The sequence below is a fragment of the Pseudoroseomonas sp. WGS1072 genome (assembly GCF_049340465.1).
Classification (GTDB): domain Bacteria; phylum Pseudomonadota; class Alphaproteobacteria; order Acetobacterales; family Acetobacteraceae; genus Pseudoroseomonas.
The window spans coordinates 2217900-2234479 of record NZ_JBMPSU010000001.1 but is presented as its reverse complement, the minus strand read 5'-3'; the positions used below and the strand labels follow the sequence as shown (position 1 = coordinate 2234479).

The window sequence follows — 16580 nt, the reverse complement described above, 5'->3', positions numbered from 1 at the left end:
AGGGAGAGGTGGCATGCCGATCGGACGGAAGGATCTTCTGATGGGAGCCGGGGCGGCGGCGCTGGCCGCCGGGGTGGGCCCGGCAGCCATGGCCCAGGGGCAGGGACAGGCGCGGGCCCAGGGGCAGGCCGAGGACGGCGCCGCTCCGGCCCAGGCGCCCGGCTTCTACCGCTTCCGCCTCGGCAGCCGCGTCGTCACCCTGCTGCATGACGGGGCCGGCCGCCGCCCCAACCCGACCCAGGGCTTCGTCCGCAACGCCTCGCCCGAGCAGGTGGCGGCGGCACTGCAGGCCGAGCTGATGCCCACCGAGCATCTCGACATCGTCTATACGCTGACGGCGCTGGAGACGCCGGAGGGCGTGGTGCTCTTCGACACCGGCACGGGCGGGCAGCTCGGCGCCACGGCGGGCCAGGCCCCGGCCAATCTCCGCGCCGCCGGCCACGACCCCGCCCAGGTGCGGATGGTGGTGATGACGCATTTCCACGGCGACCATATCAGCGGCCTGACCGACGCGGAGAACCGGCCGCTCTTTCCGCAGGCCACGATCGTGGTGCCGAAGGCGGAATGGGACTTCTGGATGGATGACGGCCAGGCCGGCCGCGCGCCGGAGGCGATGCGCAACGCCTTCGCCCTGGTGCGGCGCAAGTTCGAGCCCTATCGCGAGCGCATCCGCCAGATCGACGGCGCCGCGGAGGTCGCGCCCGGCATCCGGGCCGTGCCGACGCCCGGCCACACGCCGGGCCACACCAGCTACCTGCTGACCGATGGCGGGGCGCAGGCGATGGTGCTCGGCGATGTCACCAACCGGCCCGAGCTGAACCTGCGCAACCCCGGCTGGCACCTGGTCTTCGACATGGATGCGGAACAGGCCGAGGCGACGCGGCGCCGCATCCTGGACCGGGTGGCGTCCGACCGCATCCGCTGCATCGGCTATCACTTCCCCTTCCCCGCCAATGGCTATGTCGCGAAGGAGGGCGAAGGCTACCGCTACATCCCCGCGCTGTGGCGGGGCACGCTGGAGGCGTGAGCGCGTTGCCCCCGGAGGCCTTCTTCCTTCGGGGACGGGCGGTCAGCCGCCGAGCAGCAGCCGCGTCAGCGCCGGGCTGAGCCCGCCGGTGGCGCGGCCCTGCGGCGCCGCCAGGCTGCCGGCGCGCGGCTTCGGGGGCGCGAGGGCCACCAGTGCCTCGGCCAGCTTCACGCCGCAGGCCATGCCGTCGAGCAGCGGCACCGGGGCGCGGGGCGCGAGGCGCGCCGCCATGCCGGCGAGCGCCGCGCCGCCCAGCACCACCGCGTCGGCCCCGCCCTCGACCAGCCGCAGCGCGCCCCGCAGCACCGCCTCCTCGGCGGCGGCGGGCTCGGCCACCGCCTGCTGCGGCGTCATCGCCACCCCCTCCAGCCCGGAGAGGCGGCCGGCGAGGCCGTGGCGGCCGATCAGCTCCCGATAGGTCTCGGTGCCGCCCAGCGTCACCAGGCCGAAGCGGGCGCCAAGCAGGCAGGCGGTCAGGCAGGCGGCCTCGGTCATGCCCACCACCGGGCAGGGCATCAGCTGCCGCGCCGCCTCCAGCGCCGTGTCGTGGCTGACCGCGAGGATGGCGGCGTCGATCTGTCCGGCATGCTCGGCCAGCAGCTCCAGCAGGGCATGGCCGGCGATGGCGTTCTCGGCCCGGGTCGAGATCACCGCGACGCCGAAGCGCGGCGTGGCGGCCAGGATCTCCGTCCCCGGCGCCGCGGCGGCCCGCGCCGCGTCGGCGCAGAGCGCGGTGATGGCCTCCGTCGTGTTGGCATTGGCCACCAGGATGCGCATCACCCCGCCTCCCCGCGCAGTGCCGCGAAAGCGCCCTCGGAAAGGCGCGAATTCTCCGTCATCACCGCCAGCGCCTCGAGCTGGGGCCGCCGCGTCGCCCAGACCAGGAAGGGGTTCACGCAGAGCAGGTCCCCCGGATGCAGCATCAGGCGCAGCGCCATGCCGGGCGCCTGCGCCGCCCGCTCCAGCGCCGACCAGGCCGGGCCGCAGAGCGCCGGATCGCTGCTCATCCGCTCGCAGCGCGCGGCGAAGACGCCGCTGGTCACGGCGAAGACCGGCAGGCCCGTCTCCGGCCCGGTCGGCAGGGCGCCGTAGAGCACCTCCAGCGCCGGGCGGTCGGTCTTCAGCACTTCGTTGTGCAGCGCGGCGGCGGAGAACAGCGCCACCTCGACACCCTCGCGGCAGAGCAGCAGCAGGGCGTCGCAGGGCTCCGTGTGGTACTTGCCGCCGGGCGCGGGGTCCGGCGCCTCCGCCGGCCCCTGCGGCAGCGGCCGGCCCAGCCGGCGACCGATCTGCGACAACCGCTCCGCCGGCGCCTCCGGCAGCTTCATGCCGCGCAGCAGGCAGAAGCCGAGGCCATGCGCCAGCCGCTCGGCCACCTGGCCCAGCAACGGGTCGAGCCGCGGCAGCGGCGTCGCGGTCTCGCCGGCGCTGGCGATCTCCGCGGTCACCTCGCCGCCGAGCGGCAGCATCCAGTCGGCCGGGGTGAGGGCCGTGCCGGTCCAGAGGTTGTCGCCGGTCTGCGGCGCGATGCGCCGCGGGGGAGTGTATTCGCTCATCGGGGAGGAGGTTTAGCAGGCTGCCCCCCCTCCCCGTCACCTCTTGACAGATCTCCCCCTTGTCCTGCCGCCGCCATGGCCGCAGGCTGCGCCGCCGGATGCGCCCAGACGCGGGGGATGGGCCGGAACCGGACGGGCCGGGCATGCCAGGCCGGACGTGCCAGAAGGGAGAGATGCGAATGCAGAAGGCGGAGAGGCTGCCCCAGGACCAGGCGGAGGCCCAGCGCGCCCTGGCCCTGCCCTTCGAGGCCGAGGCGCTGCTCGCCGGGCTGCGCCCCTGGGTCGAGTGCGAGAGCCCGACCTTCGACGCCGAGGCGGTCAACCGCATGATGTCGCTGGCGGCGCGGGACCTCGCCATCCTCGGCGCGCGGATCGAGCGCATTCCCGGCCGCATGGGCTATGGCGACTGCGTCCGTGCCCGCTTCCCGCATCCCGATGGCGAGATGGAGGGCGGCATCCTGGTGCTGGCGCATCTCGATACCGTGCACCCGGTCGGCACGCTCGGCGCCCTGCCCTGGCGGGTCGAGGGCGAGCGCGCCTACGGCCCCGGCATCTGCGACATGAAGGGCGGCACCTTCCTCGCCCTGCAGGCCATGGCGGCGATGCAGCAGGCCGGCATCTGCACCCGCCGCCCCGTCAGCTTCCTGCTCACCAGCGACGAGGAGGTGGGCAGCCCCTCGACCCGCGACGTGATCGAGGCCGAGGCGGCGCGGCACGAGGTGGTGCTGGTGCCCGAGCCGGCGCGGCCGGATGGCGGCGTGGTGACCGGCCGCTACGCCATCGCCCGCTTCAACCTGCGCACCACGGGCCGGCCGAGCCATGCCGGCGCCGCGCTCTCGGACGGGCGCAGCGCCATCCGCGAGATGTGCCGGCAGATCCTGGCGATCGAGGCGATGACCACCGAGGCCGCCACCTTCTCGGTGGGCGTCCTGCAGGGCGGGCGATGGGTCAATTGCGTCGCCACCCATTGCGACGCCGAGGCGCTCTCCATGGCCAAGCGGCAGGAGGATCTGGACCATGCGGTGGGGCGGATGCTGGCCCTGCAATCCGGTGCCGGCGACGTGACGCTCGAGGTCCGGCGCGGCGTCACCCGCCCGGTCTGGGAGCCGGATGGCGGCACCATGGGCCTCTACCGCACGGCGCAACGCCTGGCCTCGCAGCTCGGCTTCGAGATCGGCCATGAGAGCGCCGGCGGCGGCTCGGACGGCAACTTCACCGGCGCCATGGGCGTGCCCACCCTGGACGGGCTCGGCGTGCGGGGCGGCGGCATCCACACCCTGCAGGAGCATCTGCTGATCGACAGCCTGGTGCCCCGCGCGCGGCTCTTCGCCGGCCTGCTGGCCAGCGTCTGAGCGCGGCATCCGGCTGCCGGGCGGGAGGGGGGATGGACCCTCCCGCTCAGGCCCGCGACTGGGCGGCCAGCGGCCCCGCGGCCTGCCGCCGGCGCCCGCGCAGCAGCGCCAGGGCCGGCGCCTTGCAGAGGCGCAGCGTCAGCCAGGCGAGGATGGCGCCGAGCTGGAACAACCCGCCCAGGCTGGCGAAGGGCGCGCTGCTGGCCAGCAGCGCGGCGCCGATGCCGAACAGCATGAAGCGCAGATTGTCCTTGCGGATCTCGTTGTGCGAGCCGCCGTAGCGATAGGTGATGTAGATGACCCACATCATCGCCACCTGGCTGAAGGCCAGGACCACGCCGAACTTCGTGGGCTCCATCAGGAAGAAGATCGGCCCGAACTTGATCGCGTTCAGCACCGGGTAGAGCAGGATGCGCGAGCCCGGCGGCCGGCGGTTGTAGACGTAGAAGACCGCCCGCAGCACCAGCAGCATGGCGACCCAGCCCAGCGCGCCCCCGGCCAGGCCGATGCTGCCCAGCATCCCGGCCCAATGCGCCCCGGCCAGCCCCAGCGCGCCCGTCGCCAGGGACCAGAGCCAGGCATCGGGCTCGATGGGGAAGTCGCGGTAGCGCGCCGCCGCCGGCTTCAGCGTCGGCGCCGCCTCCCGCCGCGCCGCCACCATGTCGTTCTCGTAGTAGCCGATCTCGTAGACGCCCATCAGCGAGATCGTCAGGAAGGGCACGAAGCCCAGCGCGGCCAGCAGCTCGCCCGGCGTCACGCTGATGCTGAGCGCCACCAGCAGGATGTCGACCAGCAGGATCTGGTCCAGCACATAGGAGCGTGTGTACTTGGCGGCGGCGGTATAGCGCAGGGGCAGGTAGAGCCGCTCCCGCGCCGAGATGGCCGGTCCCTGCGGGGCGATCAGCTCGCCCCGCCCCGCCGCCTGCAGCAGGTCGGCATCATCGCGGGAATCGGTGATGAAGTCGGCATGGGCGATCTCGGCGGCGCTGAAATGCCCCTCGACCAGATGCAGCTTGCCGGCCCGGAAGCGCCCGAGGGCCGGCAGCAGCGGGGTGGCGATCAGCCGACAATCCTGCCAGGCGCTGCCGCGCAGCATCGCCCGGATGACGAAGGCCATCCCGAAGGAGACGATGACCACCCGTCCGGCCCCGGCCCGCCGCAACCGCTCCGTCACCATCCGGCTCTCCAGCCGCGCGAAGAGCCCGGGCGCGACGCGCCGCCAGATCAGCAGGTTCCACGGCATCAGCAGGATAAGGCAGAGGCAGCAGGCATAGTCCCGCAGCCGGAACCATTGGGGCAATCCGGTCCAGCGCCAGGGGATGCAGCGGCGCACCAGCAGCTCCACCAGCGCCGCCAGAAAGGAGGGCTTGCAGGCGGCGATGAACAGCTCCGTGCTGTTGCCGGCCAGCAGCGTGTGATCGAAATCCGCGAAATACGGGCTCCGGGCCGGGGGCGTCTGCGCGGCTCGCATCGAATGGCGGGTCCTTCCTGCTCAGTGCGGTCAAAAAATCCAGGAGATCAGGACAGGAGAGGCCATTCACCCGCGGAACCGGGCCGCCCGCCGGAATTCGTGCCGATTCCGGCATGAAATCCCGGGCACAGGCCTGAATTCCAGACACACGCACCAGGCTCTTTTACTGGACGTTCATTGTGGCGGAATTGGGGCCGGACGCGCCTTCCTTCCTCTCCACTCCGCCGCGTCCCGGAATACCTATCCTCTCCAGGCCTGTGTCAGCGCCAGCCGAGCGCCGGCGCGACATGCGTCAGCACGGCCTCGATGGCATGCACGCAGTAATCGACGCCGAGCTGGTTGGGCACGGTCAGCAGCAGGGTGTCGGCCTCGGCGATGGCTTCGTCCTGCCGCAGCGCCTCGACCAGCGCCTCCGGCTCGGCGGCATAGCCGCGGCCGAAGATCGCCCGCGTCTTCTCGTCGATGAGGCCGATCCGGTCCTGTTCCTTGCCGCGGCCGAAATAGGCGCGGTCCCGGTCGTCCATCAGGGCGAAGATGCTGCGGCTGACCGAGACGCGGGGCGTGCGCGCATGGCCGGCCTCGGCCCAGGCGGCACGATAGGCGCGGATCTGCCGGGCCTGCTGGATGTGGAAGGCCTCGCCGGTCTCGTCGTCCTTCAGCGTCGAGCTCTGCAGGTTCATCCCCAGCTTCGCCGCCCAGACCGCCGTGGCGTCCGAACCGGACCCCCACCAGATGCGCTCGCGCAGCCCCTCGGAATGCGGCTCCGGCCGCAGCAGGCCGGGCGGGTTGGGGAACATCGGCTGCGGGTTCGGCCGGGCGAAGCCCTCGCCGCGCAGCACGTCGAGCAGCACCTCGGTGTGGCGGCGGGCCATGTCGGCCTCGCTCTCGCCCTCGGCCGGGCGGTAGCCGAAGTAGCGCCAGCCGTCGATCACCTGCTCCGGCGAGCCCCGGCTGAGGCCGAGTTGCAGCCGCCCGCCCGCGATCAGGTCGGCCGCCCCGGCATCCTCGGCCATGTAGAGCGGGTTCTCGTAGCGCATGTCGATGACCGCCGTGCCGATCTCGATGCGCTTCGCCCGCGCGCCCACGGCGGCGAGCAGCGGGAAGGGCGAGGCGAGCTGGCGGGCGAAGTGATGGACGCGGAAATAGGCCCCGTCCACGCCCAGCGCCTCGGCGGCGACGGCCAGATCGATGGATTGCAGCAGCGCGTCGGCCGCCGAACGGGTCTGCGACTGGGGTGAGGGCGTCCAGTGTCCGAAGGAGAGAAAGCCGATCGGACACTTCGAAATACCTCGCTGCTAGTGCGCTGAGGTGATTCACTGGCTCCGGTCAGCGGAGGCAGTGGCGATGGCGGGTCAGCCTGGCTTCTTCGATGTCGATGAGCGGTATGCGGCCCTCTCTGCCGCCGGCGATCCGCTGGAACGTCTTGCGGCCGCGGTCGGCTTCGAGGTCTTCCGGCCCGTGCTGGAGGCGGCGCTGGCGCGGTCGGATCGCAGCCGCGGTGGTCGCCCGCCCTATGACGCGGTGCTGATGTTCCGCATCCTGGTGCTGCAGGCGCTCTACAGCCTCTCCGACGAGCAGACCGAGTTCCAATTGCGGGACCGGCTGTCCTTCATGCGCTTCGCAGGTCTCGGCCTGCACCAGGCAGTGCCCGACGCCAAGACGATCTGGCTCTATCGCGAGCAGCTCAAGCAGGCGGGTGCCATCGAAGGGCTGTTCCGCCGCTTCGACGCGGTGCTGGTCGAGCAAGGCTATTTGGCCATGGGCGGGCAGATCATCGACGCGACCCTGATCGCCGCGCCACGCCAGAAGCTCACCCTCGATGAGAAAGCCACTATTCGTGAGGGCAACACGCCGACGCACTGGTCAAAGGCCAAGCGGGCGCAGAAGGATCGCGACGCGCGTTGGACGCTCAAGCGCGGCAGAACCAAACCCAAACCAGAAGGTGCGCAGCGCCAAGCCATTCAGATCGCGGTGCCGGTTTTTGGCTACAAGAGCCATATCGGCATCGACCGGCGGTACGGGCTGATCCGCCGCTGGACGGTCACTGATGCCGCCCAGCACGACAGCCGTAGCTTTCCTGCCCTGCTCGATCCCGAGAACACGGCCAGCCGCGTCTGGGCGGACACGGCCTACCGCACGAAGCGCAATCTGGAAGCGCTGGAACGGCGCGGGCTGAGCGAGCGCATCCTGTTCCGCAGACCGCCACGGCGCGAACTCCCTGAGCAGCAGGCGAAAGCCAATGCATCACGCGCCCGGATCCGCTCCGGCATCGAGCATGTCTTTGCCGCCCAGAAACACCGCATGGCGCTGTTCGTCCGCACCATCGGCCTGGCCCGGGCCCAGGTGAAGATCGGCATCGCCAACTTGGCTTACAACTTCACCCGCCTGGCCTGGCTCAGCGCCCGAGCTGCGCCCGCATAACCCCACAGCGTCCACGAAGGGCAGAACCCGCCGCCCAAAGCCGGTGACCCAGCCGGGTCAACAGGGGCACGTCACGGCCTGAGGCGACCATCCTGCACGCGAAGGCCATGCAGCAGCGGGTAGTTCGAGGTGTCCGATCGTCTTCACGCGGGGGTGCTCCATGCTGCGGCCCCGCATGTGGGGCGGCGGCGGCGCGGATGGGAGGCGCGCCCCGCGGGAGGCACCCCTGCTCCCGGGCGTGGCCTACCGCGCCAGGCTCGCCTCGCCGAGGTCGATCTCGTGCACCAGCTCCTGCAGCGTCTCGTCGCTGATGCTGCGCTGGCGGCGCAGGCGGTAGAGCTCGTCGCGCTCGGCGCGCAGCCCGGCCAGGCGCAGCTCCCGCTCGATCGCCAGGATGCGCCGGCCCCGCGCGGCGGCCGCCTCGTCCTCCTGCGTCCCGACCGCGCCGAGGCGATAGGGCTCCATGCTGCGCGCCGCCGCCTCGGCATAGAGATCGGCCTCCGCCCTTCCCTCGGCCAGCCGGTGCTGCGCCCGCCCGATGGCGCGCATGGCGGCGTCGGTGGCGAGCCGCCGGGCGCGGTCCAGCTCGGCGTCGTGCGCGTCCTCGGGCGGCAGCGAGAGGCCCTGCAGCACCGGCGGCAGCAGCAGGCTGGCCCCCACCAGCGACACCAGGATCACCCCCATGGCGAGGAAGATGGCGAGGTCGCGCGCCGGAAAGGGCGTGCCGTCCGGCAGCGCCAGCGGCAGGGTCAGCACGCCGGCCAGCGTGATGGCGCCGCGCACGCCGGCCAGCGAGGTGGCGACCAGCACGCGCCAGCCGACGCGCGGCCGCGCCTGGCCGGCGCGGCGGGCGCGGTAGAGGGTGAACTGCAGCGAGGCCCAGACCCAGCCGAGCCGCAGCAGGCCGAGTGCGACGGCGATGGCCAGGACATAGACCGGCAGCCACCAGGCGTCGTGGTGCCCGGTCTGCCGCACCGTCTCGGCCGCGCCCATCAGGATGGCGGGAAGCTGCTCGCCCAGCAGGACGAAGATCACGCCATTGGCGGCGAACTGCACGGTGTCCCAGACCGCCGTGCGGCGGATGCGGGTCGCCGCCAGGGCGCGCCCGGAATTCTCCGTGTAGCTCATGGTGATGCCGGCCGAGACGGCGGCCAGGATGCCGGAGACATGCACATGCTCGGCCGCCAGATAGGCGCCGAAGGGGATCAGCAGGCTGATCAGCACCTGCGCGCCAGGGTCCTCGCCGATGCGCCGCACCAGGGCGCGCTGCGCCCGCATCACGCCCCAGGTGACGGCGACGCCGAGGGCGATGCCACCCAGGGCGAGCTGGGCGAAGGTCAGCGCCGCCTCGGAGAGCGAGAAGGCGCCGGTCATCGCGGCGGCGATGGCGAAGCGCAGGCAGACCAGGCCGGAGGCGTCGTTCAGCAGCGACTCGCCTTCCAGGATGTGCATCAGCCGGTGCGGGATCGGCACCCGCGCCGCCACCGCCGAGACGGCGATCGGGTCGGTCGGCGAGAGCACGGCGGCGAGGGCGAAGGCGACGGCCAGCGGCATGGCCGGGATCATCCAGTGGATGAACAGGCCGATGCCGAGCACGGTGAAGAGCACCAGGCCGAGCGCCAGCTCGACGATGGCGGCGGCGTCGCGGAACAGGCCGCGCTTGGGGATGCGCCAGCCATCGAGGAAGAGCAGCGGCGGCAGGAAGAGCAGGAAGAACAGCTCGGGATCGAGCGTGATGCCGAGGCCGAGCCAGGCGGCCAGCAGCGCGCCCAGGCCGATCTGCAGGATCGGCAGCGGCAGGGGGACGGGCGAGAGCCGCACCAGGAAGCCGCTCGCCACCACCGCGAGCAGCAGGACCAGGACGGTGGTGACGGCTTCCATGCTGCGCTTCCTTGGCTTGCGGCCGCCCTCGGGTTAGCTGGCCGCCTCGCCCTCCGCCACCCCATGCTGCTCGCGGAGCGACAGGAAGCGCAGCCCGGGCCATTCCTCCTCGGCCCGGCGGCGGCCCCAGTCGGAGGTGAAGAAGGCCACCGGCTCGCCGTCATGGTCCTCGGCCATCTGGCTCGGCGCGCCGCGCAGGAAGCGCTCCAGCGCCGCGCGCTCCTCCTCCGCCTTCGGTGCCACCCAGCGCATGGTGGACCAGGAGGTGGGCTCGAAGGTGATGGTCACGCCGTATTCGGCGGTCATGCGGCTGGCCAGCACGTCGAGCTGCAGCTGGCCGACCACGCCGACCACGGGCGGACTGCCATCGAGCGGGCGGAACACCTGCACCACGCCCTCATCGGCCAGCTGGTCCAGCGCCTTGCGCAGCTTCTTGGCCAGCATCGGGTCGTCGAGCCGCACCCGGCGCAGGATCTCGGGCGCGAAGCTCGGCACGCCGCGGAAGTTCAGCGCCTCGCCATCGGTCAGCGTGTCGCCGATGCGGAGCGTGCCGTGATTGGCGATGCCCACGACATCGCCCGGCCAGGCCTCCTCGGCCACCTGCCGCTCCTTGGCGAAGAAGAACAGCGGCGCGTTGACCGGTATGCTCTTGCCGGTGCGAACCTGCCGCAGCCGCGCGCCCTTCCGCAGCCGGCCGGAGCAGATGCGCAGGAAGGCCACGCGGTCGCGGTGGTTGAGGTCGGTGTTGGCCTGGATCTTGAAGACGAAGCCGGTGAGCTTCTCCTCCTCCGGCTCCACCACCCGCGCATCGGCCCGCCGCGCGGAGGGGGGCGGGGCGAACTGCGCCAGCCCGTCCAGCAGGTGCCGCACCCCGAAGCCACGCAGCGCCGAGCCGAAATAGACCGGCGTCAGATGCCCCTCGCGGAAGCTCGCCAGATCGAATTCGGGATAGACCGAGGCCAACTCCATCCCCTCGCGCAGCACGTCGCCCTGGCCGTGGCGCAGCAGCCCGTCGATCCGCGCATCCTCGGGGCCCTCCAGCTTCTCCTCCCGCTCGCCGCCCTCGGCGATCAGCCGCAGGCTGTTGTCGTGCCGGTCGTAGACCCCGGCGAACTGCTGGCCGGAGCCGATCGGCCAGGTGGCCGGCGTCACGTCGAGCGCGAGCGTCTTCTCGATCTCGTCCAGCAGTTCCAGCGGCTCGCGCGCCTCGCGGTCCATCTTGTTGATGAAGGTGACGATCGGGATGTCGCGCAGGCGGCAGACCTCGAACAGCTTGCGGGTCTGCGCCTCGATGCCCTTGGCGGCGTCGATCACCATCACCGCGGCATCGACGGCCGAGAGGGTGCGGTAGGTGTCCTCGGAGAAGTCCTCATGGCCCGGCGTGTCGAGCAGGTTGAAGATCTGCCCGCCGTACTCGAAGGTCATGACGCTGGTCGCGACCGAGATGCCGCGATCCTGCTCGATCTTCATCCAGTCCGAGCGCGTCCGCCGCCGCTCGCCCTTGGCGCGCACGGCGCCGGCGATCTGGATGGCGCCGCCCAGCAGCAGCAACTGCTCCGTCAGCGTCGTCTTGCCGGCGTCCGGGTGGGCGATGATGGCGAAGGTGCGCCGGCGATGCGCCTCGGCCGCGGTCTCGCTGGCGGGCGGCTGGTTGTGGCCGGCCGCCGGGGCCTCGGCCGGGGTTCCAGGGGGCGTCTCAAGGTTCTGCACGATCGCGACAACTCCGGCCGAGGGGGATCTCCTGCGCGGCCCGGGTATAGCGCGGCAGGGGCGGCACCGGGAGGGGCGCGCCGTTCAGACCTCCGCCTCCGCCTCCGTCTCCACCGCCGCTCCGCCCGGCAGCAGCAGCGCCAGCGCCAGCGCCGCGCCCACCGGCGCCGCCAGGGCCAGGAAGGCGCCGCTCCAGCCGAACCAGCCGGCCAGGGTGCCGCCGAAGGCATGGGAGAGCTGCCCGCCCACGCCCTGCATCGCATAGACCGTGCCCAGCGCCGTCTGCGTCCGCCCCGTTCCCGCGCTGGCATTGGCCACCACCACGGGTACCGCGACGCCGATCAGGCCGGAACCGAGCCCATCCAGCACCTGGACCGGGACCAGCCAGAACGGATCGGCGATCCAGGCGGAGAGCAGGGCGCGGGCGAGCAACGCCGCGCAGGCCACGACCAGCAGCGGCTTGCCGCCGCCGCGCTCGGCCAGCCGCCCGCCCCAGAGCGCGACCGGGATCATGGTCAGCTGCGCCGCCACCACATAGCCGGCGGTCCAGGCGGTGGCGCTGCCGCCCTCCGCCGCCACGCGCTGGCCGATCAGCGACAGCATGACGCCATTGCCCAGCGAGAACAGCGCCAGCACCAGTGCCAGCATCAGCAGGCGCCGGTCGGTCAGCACGGCCCGCAGCGGGCTGACCTCCTCCCGGCCGGCGCCCCCGCCGGAGCCGGCCCGCCCCGCCCCGCCCGCCTTGCCATCCTCCTCGCCCTCATCTTCCCCCTGGGCGCGCCCCGCATCCCAGGCGTCGCCCGGGGTGGTCACGGTGGCCAGGATGGCGCCCACCGCCATGCCGGCCATGACGAACAGGGCCGCATCCGGCCCGATCAGCACGGAGCCGCCGGCGATCATCAGCGCCGAGGCCAGGATTCCGGCATGGTTGAAGGCCTCGTTGCGGCCGTGCTGCCGCGGGAAGGCCTTCCGGCCGACGATGCCGAGGGTCAGCGCCGTCGCCGCCGGCAGCACCAGGATGCCGCCCAGCGTCGCCGTGCCGTGCGCGGCGACCACCCCCGGCACGCCATCGGCCAGGAACAGCAGCGCCGTGCCGCCGAAGATGGCCGCGCAGGCCAGGCCGAGCAGCAGGCGCGGCAGCTTCAGCCGGTCCACCAGCGCCCCGGCCGGGCCGTTCAGCAGCAGGGCGGCCAGCCCGACCAGGGTGTTGATCCAGCCGATCCGCTCCGGCGTCCAGGCCTTGGTCTGCGCCAGCCAGGTGGCGAGGAAGGGGCCGAGGCCGCCCTGGATGTTGCCCGTGAAGAAATAGACGATCGAGAGATGGCGGGTCGGGGACACGAGTGGCGGAACCTCCCTGGATGGCCGGCCTCACACGGCCGGGGGCCGCCGGCCCAGCCCCCGCTGGCCGACAACGCGCGAAGGTGGGCCAAGCGTTGCCTCGGCCGGCGGATTTCCGCGCGGCGGCACGGGCGTTCCGCCCGCGAGGTTCGGGCCGGACGCTAATCCGGCGCCCGGCCACCCTCCCCATGCCCGAAATCGAACGCGGCCTGGTGCGCGGCGAAGGGGTCCTCGGCCCGCCGGGCCTCGTCCCGGTTCAGCCCCAGCGCGTCGAGCTGCTCGCCGGAGATCGGGCTGAACGCCACCCCGGCCTCCCGCATCATCTCGATGGCCAGCAGCCCCACCTCGTCCCAATGGCTCGCCGTGCCGCGTCGCGGCGCCGCCGCGATCACCCGCCGCACGCCGGACTGGATCAGCAGGGTGGCGCAGACGTTGCAGACCGGCTTGCCCACCACATAGGCATCGCAGCCGCGCGCGCCGTGCCCGGCATTCAGCAGCGCGTTCTGCTCGGCGTGCAGGATCATCCGCAGCTTGGTCGCCTTGTGCTCCAGCCGCGCGGCGCTGTCCTCGACATTGGAGGGGAAGCCGTTGAAGCCGGTGGCGACGATGCGCGCCTGCCCCTGGTTGACCAGCACCGCGCCCACCTTGGCGCGCGGATCCTTCGACCACTGGGCGATGTGGTGCGCGAGGCCGATGTAGCGCGTGTCCCACTTCGCCTGCTTCTCGGGCCGTCCCTCGAAGGTATTGATATCGGTCATGTTCCGATTCTAGCGCCGAATGCCGGCCGCCAGGCAAGCCTTCCGCTCACGGCCGTTGACCGGCGCCCCGCGGGCAGGCATGGATCGCGGGATGCGCTGCCGGCACAAGGCAGCCATGCAGGGACTGCCGGCTTCATCATCCCGTCTCGGAGGCACCGACTTGAAACCCACCGCCCCCCATGCGCGCCGTCGCGCCCGGTTCGCCGCCCCGGTCGCCGCGGCGATCGGCGGCCTGCTGCCCGCCGCCCTTCCGGCCGCCGTCTCGGCGCAGAGCCTGAGCCTGGCCGTCGCCGCGCCGCCGACCTCGCTCGACCCGCACTACCACACGCTCTCGCCCAACAACATGATGGCCGAGCACTTCTTCGACAAGCTGGTCAGCCGGACCGCGCAGGCGCAGCTGAAGCCCGGCCTCGCGGAATCCTGGCGGATGGTCGATGACACCACCTGGGAGTTCAAGCTCCGCAAGGGCGTGAAGTTCAGCGACGGCAGCGAGTTCACGGCGGAGGACGTGATCACGACGCTGAAGCGCGTGCCGAACGTGGTGAACAGCCCGGGCTCCTTCAGCATCTACACCCGCGCCGTCATCGGCACCGAGGTGCCCGATCCGCACACCATCCGGTTCAAGACCAGCGGCGTCTATCCGCTGATGCCCTACGACATGAACAACATCTTCATCATCTCGCACAAGGTCGGCGAGAATGTCGCGACGGCCGACTTCAACAACGGCAAGGCCCTCATCGGCACCGGCGCCTACCGCCTCTCCTCCTTCACGCCGGACGACCGGGTGGTGATGACGCGGAACGAGGACTACTGGGACGAGAAGCCGGACTGGAAGCAGGCGACCTACCGCTTCATCTCGAACGACGGCGTGCGCGTCGCGGCGCTGCTCTCGGGCGACGTGCAGATGATCGACGTGGTGCCGCCGGCCGACATTCCGCGCCTGCGCTCGACCCAGGGCATCTCCTTCGCCGAGACGCCGTCACTGCGCGCCATCTACCTGAAGCTCGATGTGGCGCATGACAGCTCGCCCTACATCACCGATTCCGGCGGCAGGAAGCTCGCCACCAACCCGCTGCGCGACCTGCGCGTGCGCCAGGCCCTGACCATGGCGATCAACCGCCAGGGCATCGTCGACCGCGTGATGCAGGGCGCCGCGCTGCCGACCGGGCAGATGATGCCGCCCGGCGCCAACGGCTACGTGCCGGACCTGCCGCCACCGGCCTACGACCCGAACCGCGCCAAGGCGCTGCTGACCGAGGCGGGCTATCCGGACGGCTTCAACATCTCGCTGCTCGGCCCCAACAACCGCTACGTGAACGACGCGCAGATCATCCAGGCGATCGGCCAGATGTGGCAGCGGATCGGCGTCCGCACGACGGTCGATGCCGTGCCCTTCTCCGTCCTGGCGCAGCGCCAGGCGCGGAACGACATGTCGGCCATGCTGATCGGCTGGGCCACCTCGGGCGAGCCCTCGACGGCGCTGCGCGGCGTGCTGACCACGCGGATTCCCGAGAAGGGCTTCGGCACCACCAACTTCAGCGGCTACAGCAACAAGCAGCTCGACGCGCTGGTGGAGGAAGGGCTGCGCACCGCCGACGACGCGAAGCGCGAGCAGATCTTCCAGCAGGCGATGCGGGTCGGCATGGAGGATGTCGGGCTGGTCATGCTGCACATGCAGAAGAACATCTGGGCCCTGCGCGGCGGTCTGACCTACGAGGCCCGGGCCGATGAGTACACCACCGTGATGGGCGTCGGCGCGGCGAAGTAGCGCCGCCGGGCGTGGCCCCCGGCGGGGCCGCGCCACCCTCGGGAGAAGGCCAAGCATGCCGAAGAAGATCCTCGCCTCCGACCGCGTCGGCCGCAGCCGCCTGCCCTTCGCCCAGGCCACCCTGGCCGGCGGCTTCCTGTTCGTCTGCTGCATGGGCAACGACCGGCAGGGGCGCTACGCCCTGGGCGACGCCCGGGCGCAGACGCAGCAGGCGATCGACAATATTCGCGCCCTGATCGAGGAGGCCGGCGGCACGCTGGCCGATGTCGTGAAGTGCACGGTCTATGTCACCGACCGCGCCTGGTGGGAGCCGATGAACGAGGTCTATTTCGCGAACTTCGCGGAGGACCCGCCGCACCGCGTCTCCTGCATCGTGCAGGGGCTGGGCTCGCCGGACGCGCTGGTGGAGATCGACGCCACCGCCTATCTGGGCGAGGGCGCCGGCTGAGGCGGGCCTGCCGCGCGCTCACTCCTCGAAATGGCCGAAGATGCCGTGCATCCGCCCGAGGAAGTTCTTCAGCCGCTCGCTCTCCGGCCGGCCGAAGACCTCGCGCGGCGGCCCCGCCTGCGCCACCTTGCCCTGGTCCATGAAGACGACATGGTGCGCCACATCGCGCACGAAGAGCATCTCGTGGCTGACCAGCAGCATGGTCATGCCGCTCTCGGCCAGCGATTGCATCACCCCCAGCACCTCGGCCACCAGCTCGGGATCGAGCGCGCTGGTCACCTCGTCGAAGAGCAGCAGGCGCGGCTGCATCGCCACAGCGCGGGCGATGGCGACGCGCTGCTGCTGCCCGCCGGAGAGCTGGTATGGGTAGTGCCCGCGCCGCTCGGCCAGCCCGACGCGGTCCAGCCAGTGCCCGGCGGTCTCGCGCGCCTCGGCGCGGTCCTTGCCCAGCACCTTGGTCAGGCCGAGCATCACGTTCTCCTCCGCCGTCAGGTGCGGGAAGAGGTTGAACTGCTGGAAGACCATGCCGATGCGCGCACGCTGCGCCGAAACCCTGGCCTCGCTCAGCCGCCGCCGCGCGGCCCCCTCGCCGCGATAGCCGACCGGCTCGCCATCGAGCAGGATCTCGCCGCCGTCGTGCTCCTCCAGGAGGTTGACGCAGCGCAGGAAGGTGGTCTTGCCGGAACCCGAGGCGCCGATCAGCGCGACCACCTGTCCCTGCCGCACCGTCAGGTCGATCCCCTTCAGCACCTCGACCTGGCCGAAGCTCTTGCGCACGCCTCGCGCGCGCAGCAGCGGCGTATCCGTCATCCCTTGGGCTCCGATCTCGCCGGCATCCATCCGTGGCGCA

14 protein-coding genes are annotated in these 16580 nt (G+C 71.9%); 5 read left to right on the top strand and 9 right to left on the bottom strand.

Features of this window, described 5'->3' with window-relative positions:
* Nucleotides 1-13: 13 nt before the first annotated feature.
* Complete coding sequence (locus tag ACF3NH_RS10655; protein ID WP_198366246.1) at nucleotides 14-1027, top strand: MBL fold metallo-hydrolase; 1014 nt, start codon at nucleotides 14-16, stop codon at nucleotides 1025-1027.
* Nucleotides 1028-1069: 42 nt separating this feature from the next.
* On the opposite strand, the gene ACF3NH_RS10650 is transcribed toward ACF3NH_RS10655, so the two are convergent.
* Complete coding sequence (locus tag ACF3NH_RS10650; protein ID WP_232477092.1) at nucleotides 1070-1804, bottom strand: aspartate/glutamate racemase family protein; 735 nt, start codon at nucleotides 1802-1804, stop codon at nucleotides 1070-1072.
* The gene (locus tag ACF3NH_RS10645; protein ID WP_198366244.1) at nucleotides 1804-2583 is read right to left on the bottom strand and encodes a Fe(II)-2OG oxygenase family protein; all 780 of its coding nucleotides are present in this window, start codon (nucleotides 2581-2583) and stop codon (nucleotides 1804-1806) included. The genes ACF3NH_RS10650 and ACF3NH_RS10645 overlap by 1 nt, the downstream gene beginning before the upstream one ends.
* Before the next feature lie 173 nt (nucleotides 2584-2756).
* Between ACF3NH_RS10645 and ACF3NH_RS10640 the strand changes: the two genes are divergently transcribed.
* The gene (locus tag ACF3NH_RS10640) at nucleotides 2757-3935 is read left to right on the top strand and encodes a M20/M25/M40 family metallo-hydrolase (RefSeq protein WP_232477091.1); all 1179 of its coding nucleotides are present in this window, start codon (nucleotides 2757-2759) and stop codon (nucleotides 3933-3935) included.
* A 46-nt stretch (nucleotides 3936-3981) separates the two neighbouring features.
* Here ACF3NH_RS10640 and ACF3NH_RS10635 read toward each other — a convergent pair whose 3' ends face one another.
* Nucleotides 3982-5406: an HAD family hydrolase gene (locus tag ACF3NH_RS10635; protein WP_422922790.1), complete on the bottom strand. Its 1425-nt coding sequence runs from the start codon at nucleotides 5404-5406 to the stop codon at nucleotides 3982-3984.
* Nucleotides 5407-5666: 260 nt separating this feature from the next.
* Nucleotides 5667-6677: an LLM class flavin-dependent oxidoreductase gene (locus ACF3NH_RS10630; RefSeq protein WP_422924771.1), complete on the bottom strand. Its 1011-nt coding sequence runs from the start codon at nucleotides 6675-6677 to the stop codon at nucleotides 5667-5669.
* A 73-nt stretch (nucleotides 6678-6750) separates the two neighbouring features.
* Here ACF3NH_RS10630 and ACF3NH_RS10625 point away from each other — a divergent pair, with 73 nt between their 5' ends.
* Complete coding sequence (locus ACF3NH_RS10625; protein ID WP_422922789.1) at nucleotides 6751-7827, top strand: IS5 family transposase; 1077 nt, start codon at nucleotides 6751-6753, stop codon at nucleotides 7825-7827.
* A 243-nt stretch (nucleotides 7828-8070) separates the two neighbouring features.
* On the opposite strand, the gene ACF3NH_RS10620 is transcribed toward ACF3NH_RS10625, so the two are convergent.
* The 4 genes from ACF3NH_RS10620 to ACF3NH_RS10605 all read right to left on the bottom strand — a co-directional run bounded on the left by ACF3NH_RS10620 (nucleotide 8071) and on the right by ACF3NH_RS10605 (nucleotide 13514).
* Complete coding sequence (locus ACF3NH_RS10620) at nucleotides 8071-9708, bottom strand: Na+/H+ antiporter (RefSeq protein ID WP_422922788.1); 1638 nt, start codon at nucleotides 9706-9708, stop codon at nucleotides 8071-8073.
* A gap of 33 nt (nucleotides 9709-9741) precedes the next feature.
* Nucleotides 9742-11304 (bottom strand): peptide chain release factor 3, encoded by a 1563-nt coding sequence (locus ACF3NH_RS10615; protein ID WP_198366573.1) that lies wholly within the window; start codon nucleotides 11302-11304, stop codon nucleotides 9742-9744.
* Between the two features lie 198 nt (nucleotides 11305-11502).
* Nucleotides 11503-12756, bottom strand: coding sequence for an MFS transporter (locus tag ACF3NH_RS10610; protein WP_422922787.1), 1254 nt, complete (start codon nucleotides 12754-12756; stop codon nucleotides 11503-11505).
* 161 nt (nucleotides 12757-12917) lie between these two features.
* Entirely contained in the window at nucleotides 12918-13514 is a 597-nt protein-coding gene (locus ACF3NH_RS10605; protein WP_198366240.1) for a deoxycytidylate deaminase, read from the bottom strand.
* A gap of 160 nt (nucleotides 13515-13674) precedes the next feature.
* Here ACF3NH_RS10605 and ACF3NH_RS10600 point away from each other — a divergent pair, with 160 nt between their 5' ends.
* Complete coding sequence (locus ACF3NH_RS10600; protein WP_422922786.1) at nucleotides 13675-15282, top strand: ABC transporter substrate-binding protein; 1608 nt, start codon at nucleotides 13675-13677, stop codon at nucleotides 15280-15282.
* A 55-nt stretch (nucleotides 15283-15337) separates the two neighbouring features.
* On the top strand, nucleotides 15338-15730 hold the full coding sequence (locus ACF3NH_RS10595) for a RidA family protein (RefSeq protein WP_422922785.1): 393 nt from the start codon (nucleotides 15338-15340) through the stop codon (nucleotides 15728-15730).
* Nucleotides 15731-15748: 18 nt separating this feature from the next.
* Here the strand turns inward: ACF3NH_RS10595 and ACF3NH_RS10590 are convergent, their stop codons facing one another.
* Nucleotides 15749-16540, bottom strand: a complete 792-nt coding sequence (locus ACF3NH_RS10590) for an amino acid ABC transporter ATP-binding protein (RefSeq protein WP_422922784.1) — start codon at nucleotides 16538-16540, stop codon at nucleotides 15749-15751.
* Between the last annotated feature and the right edge of the window lie 40 nt (nucleotides 16541-16580).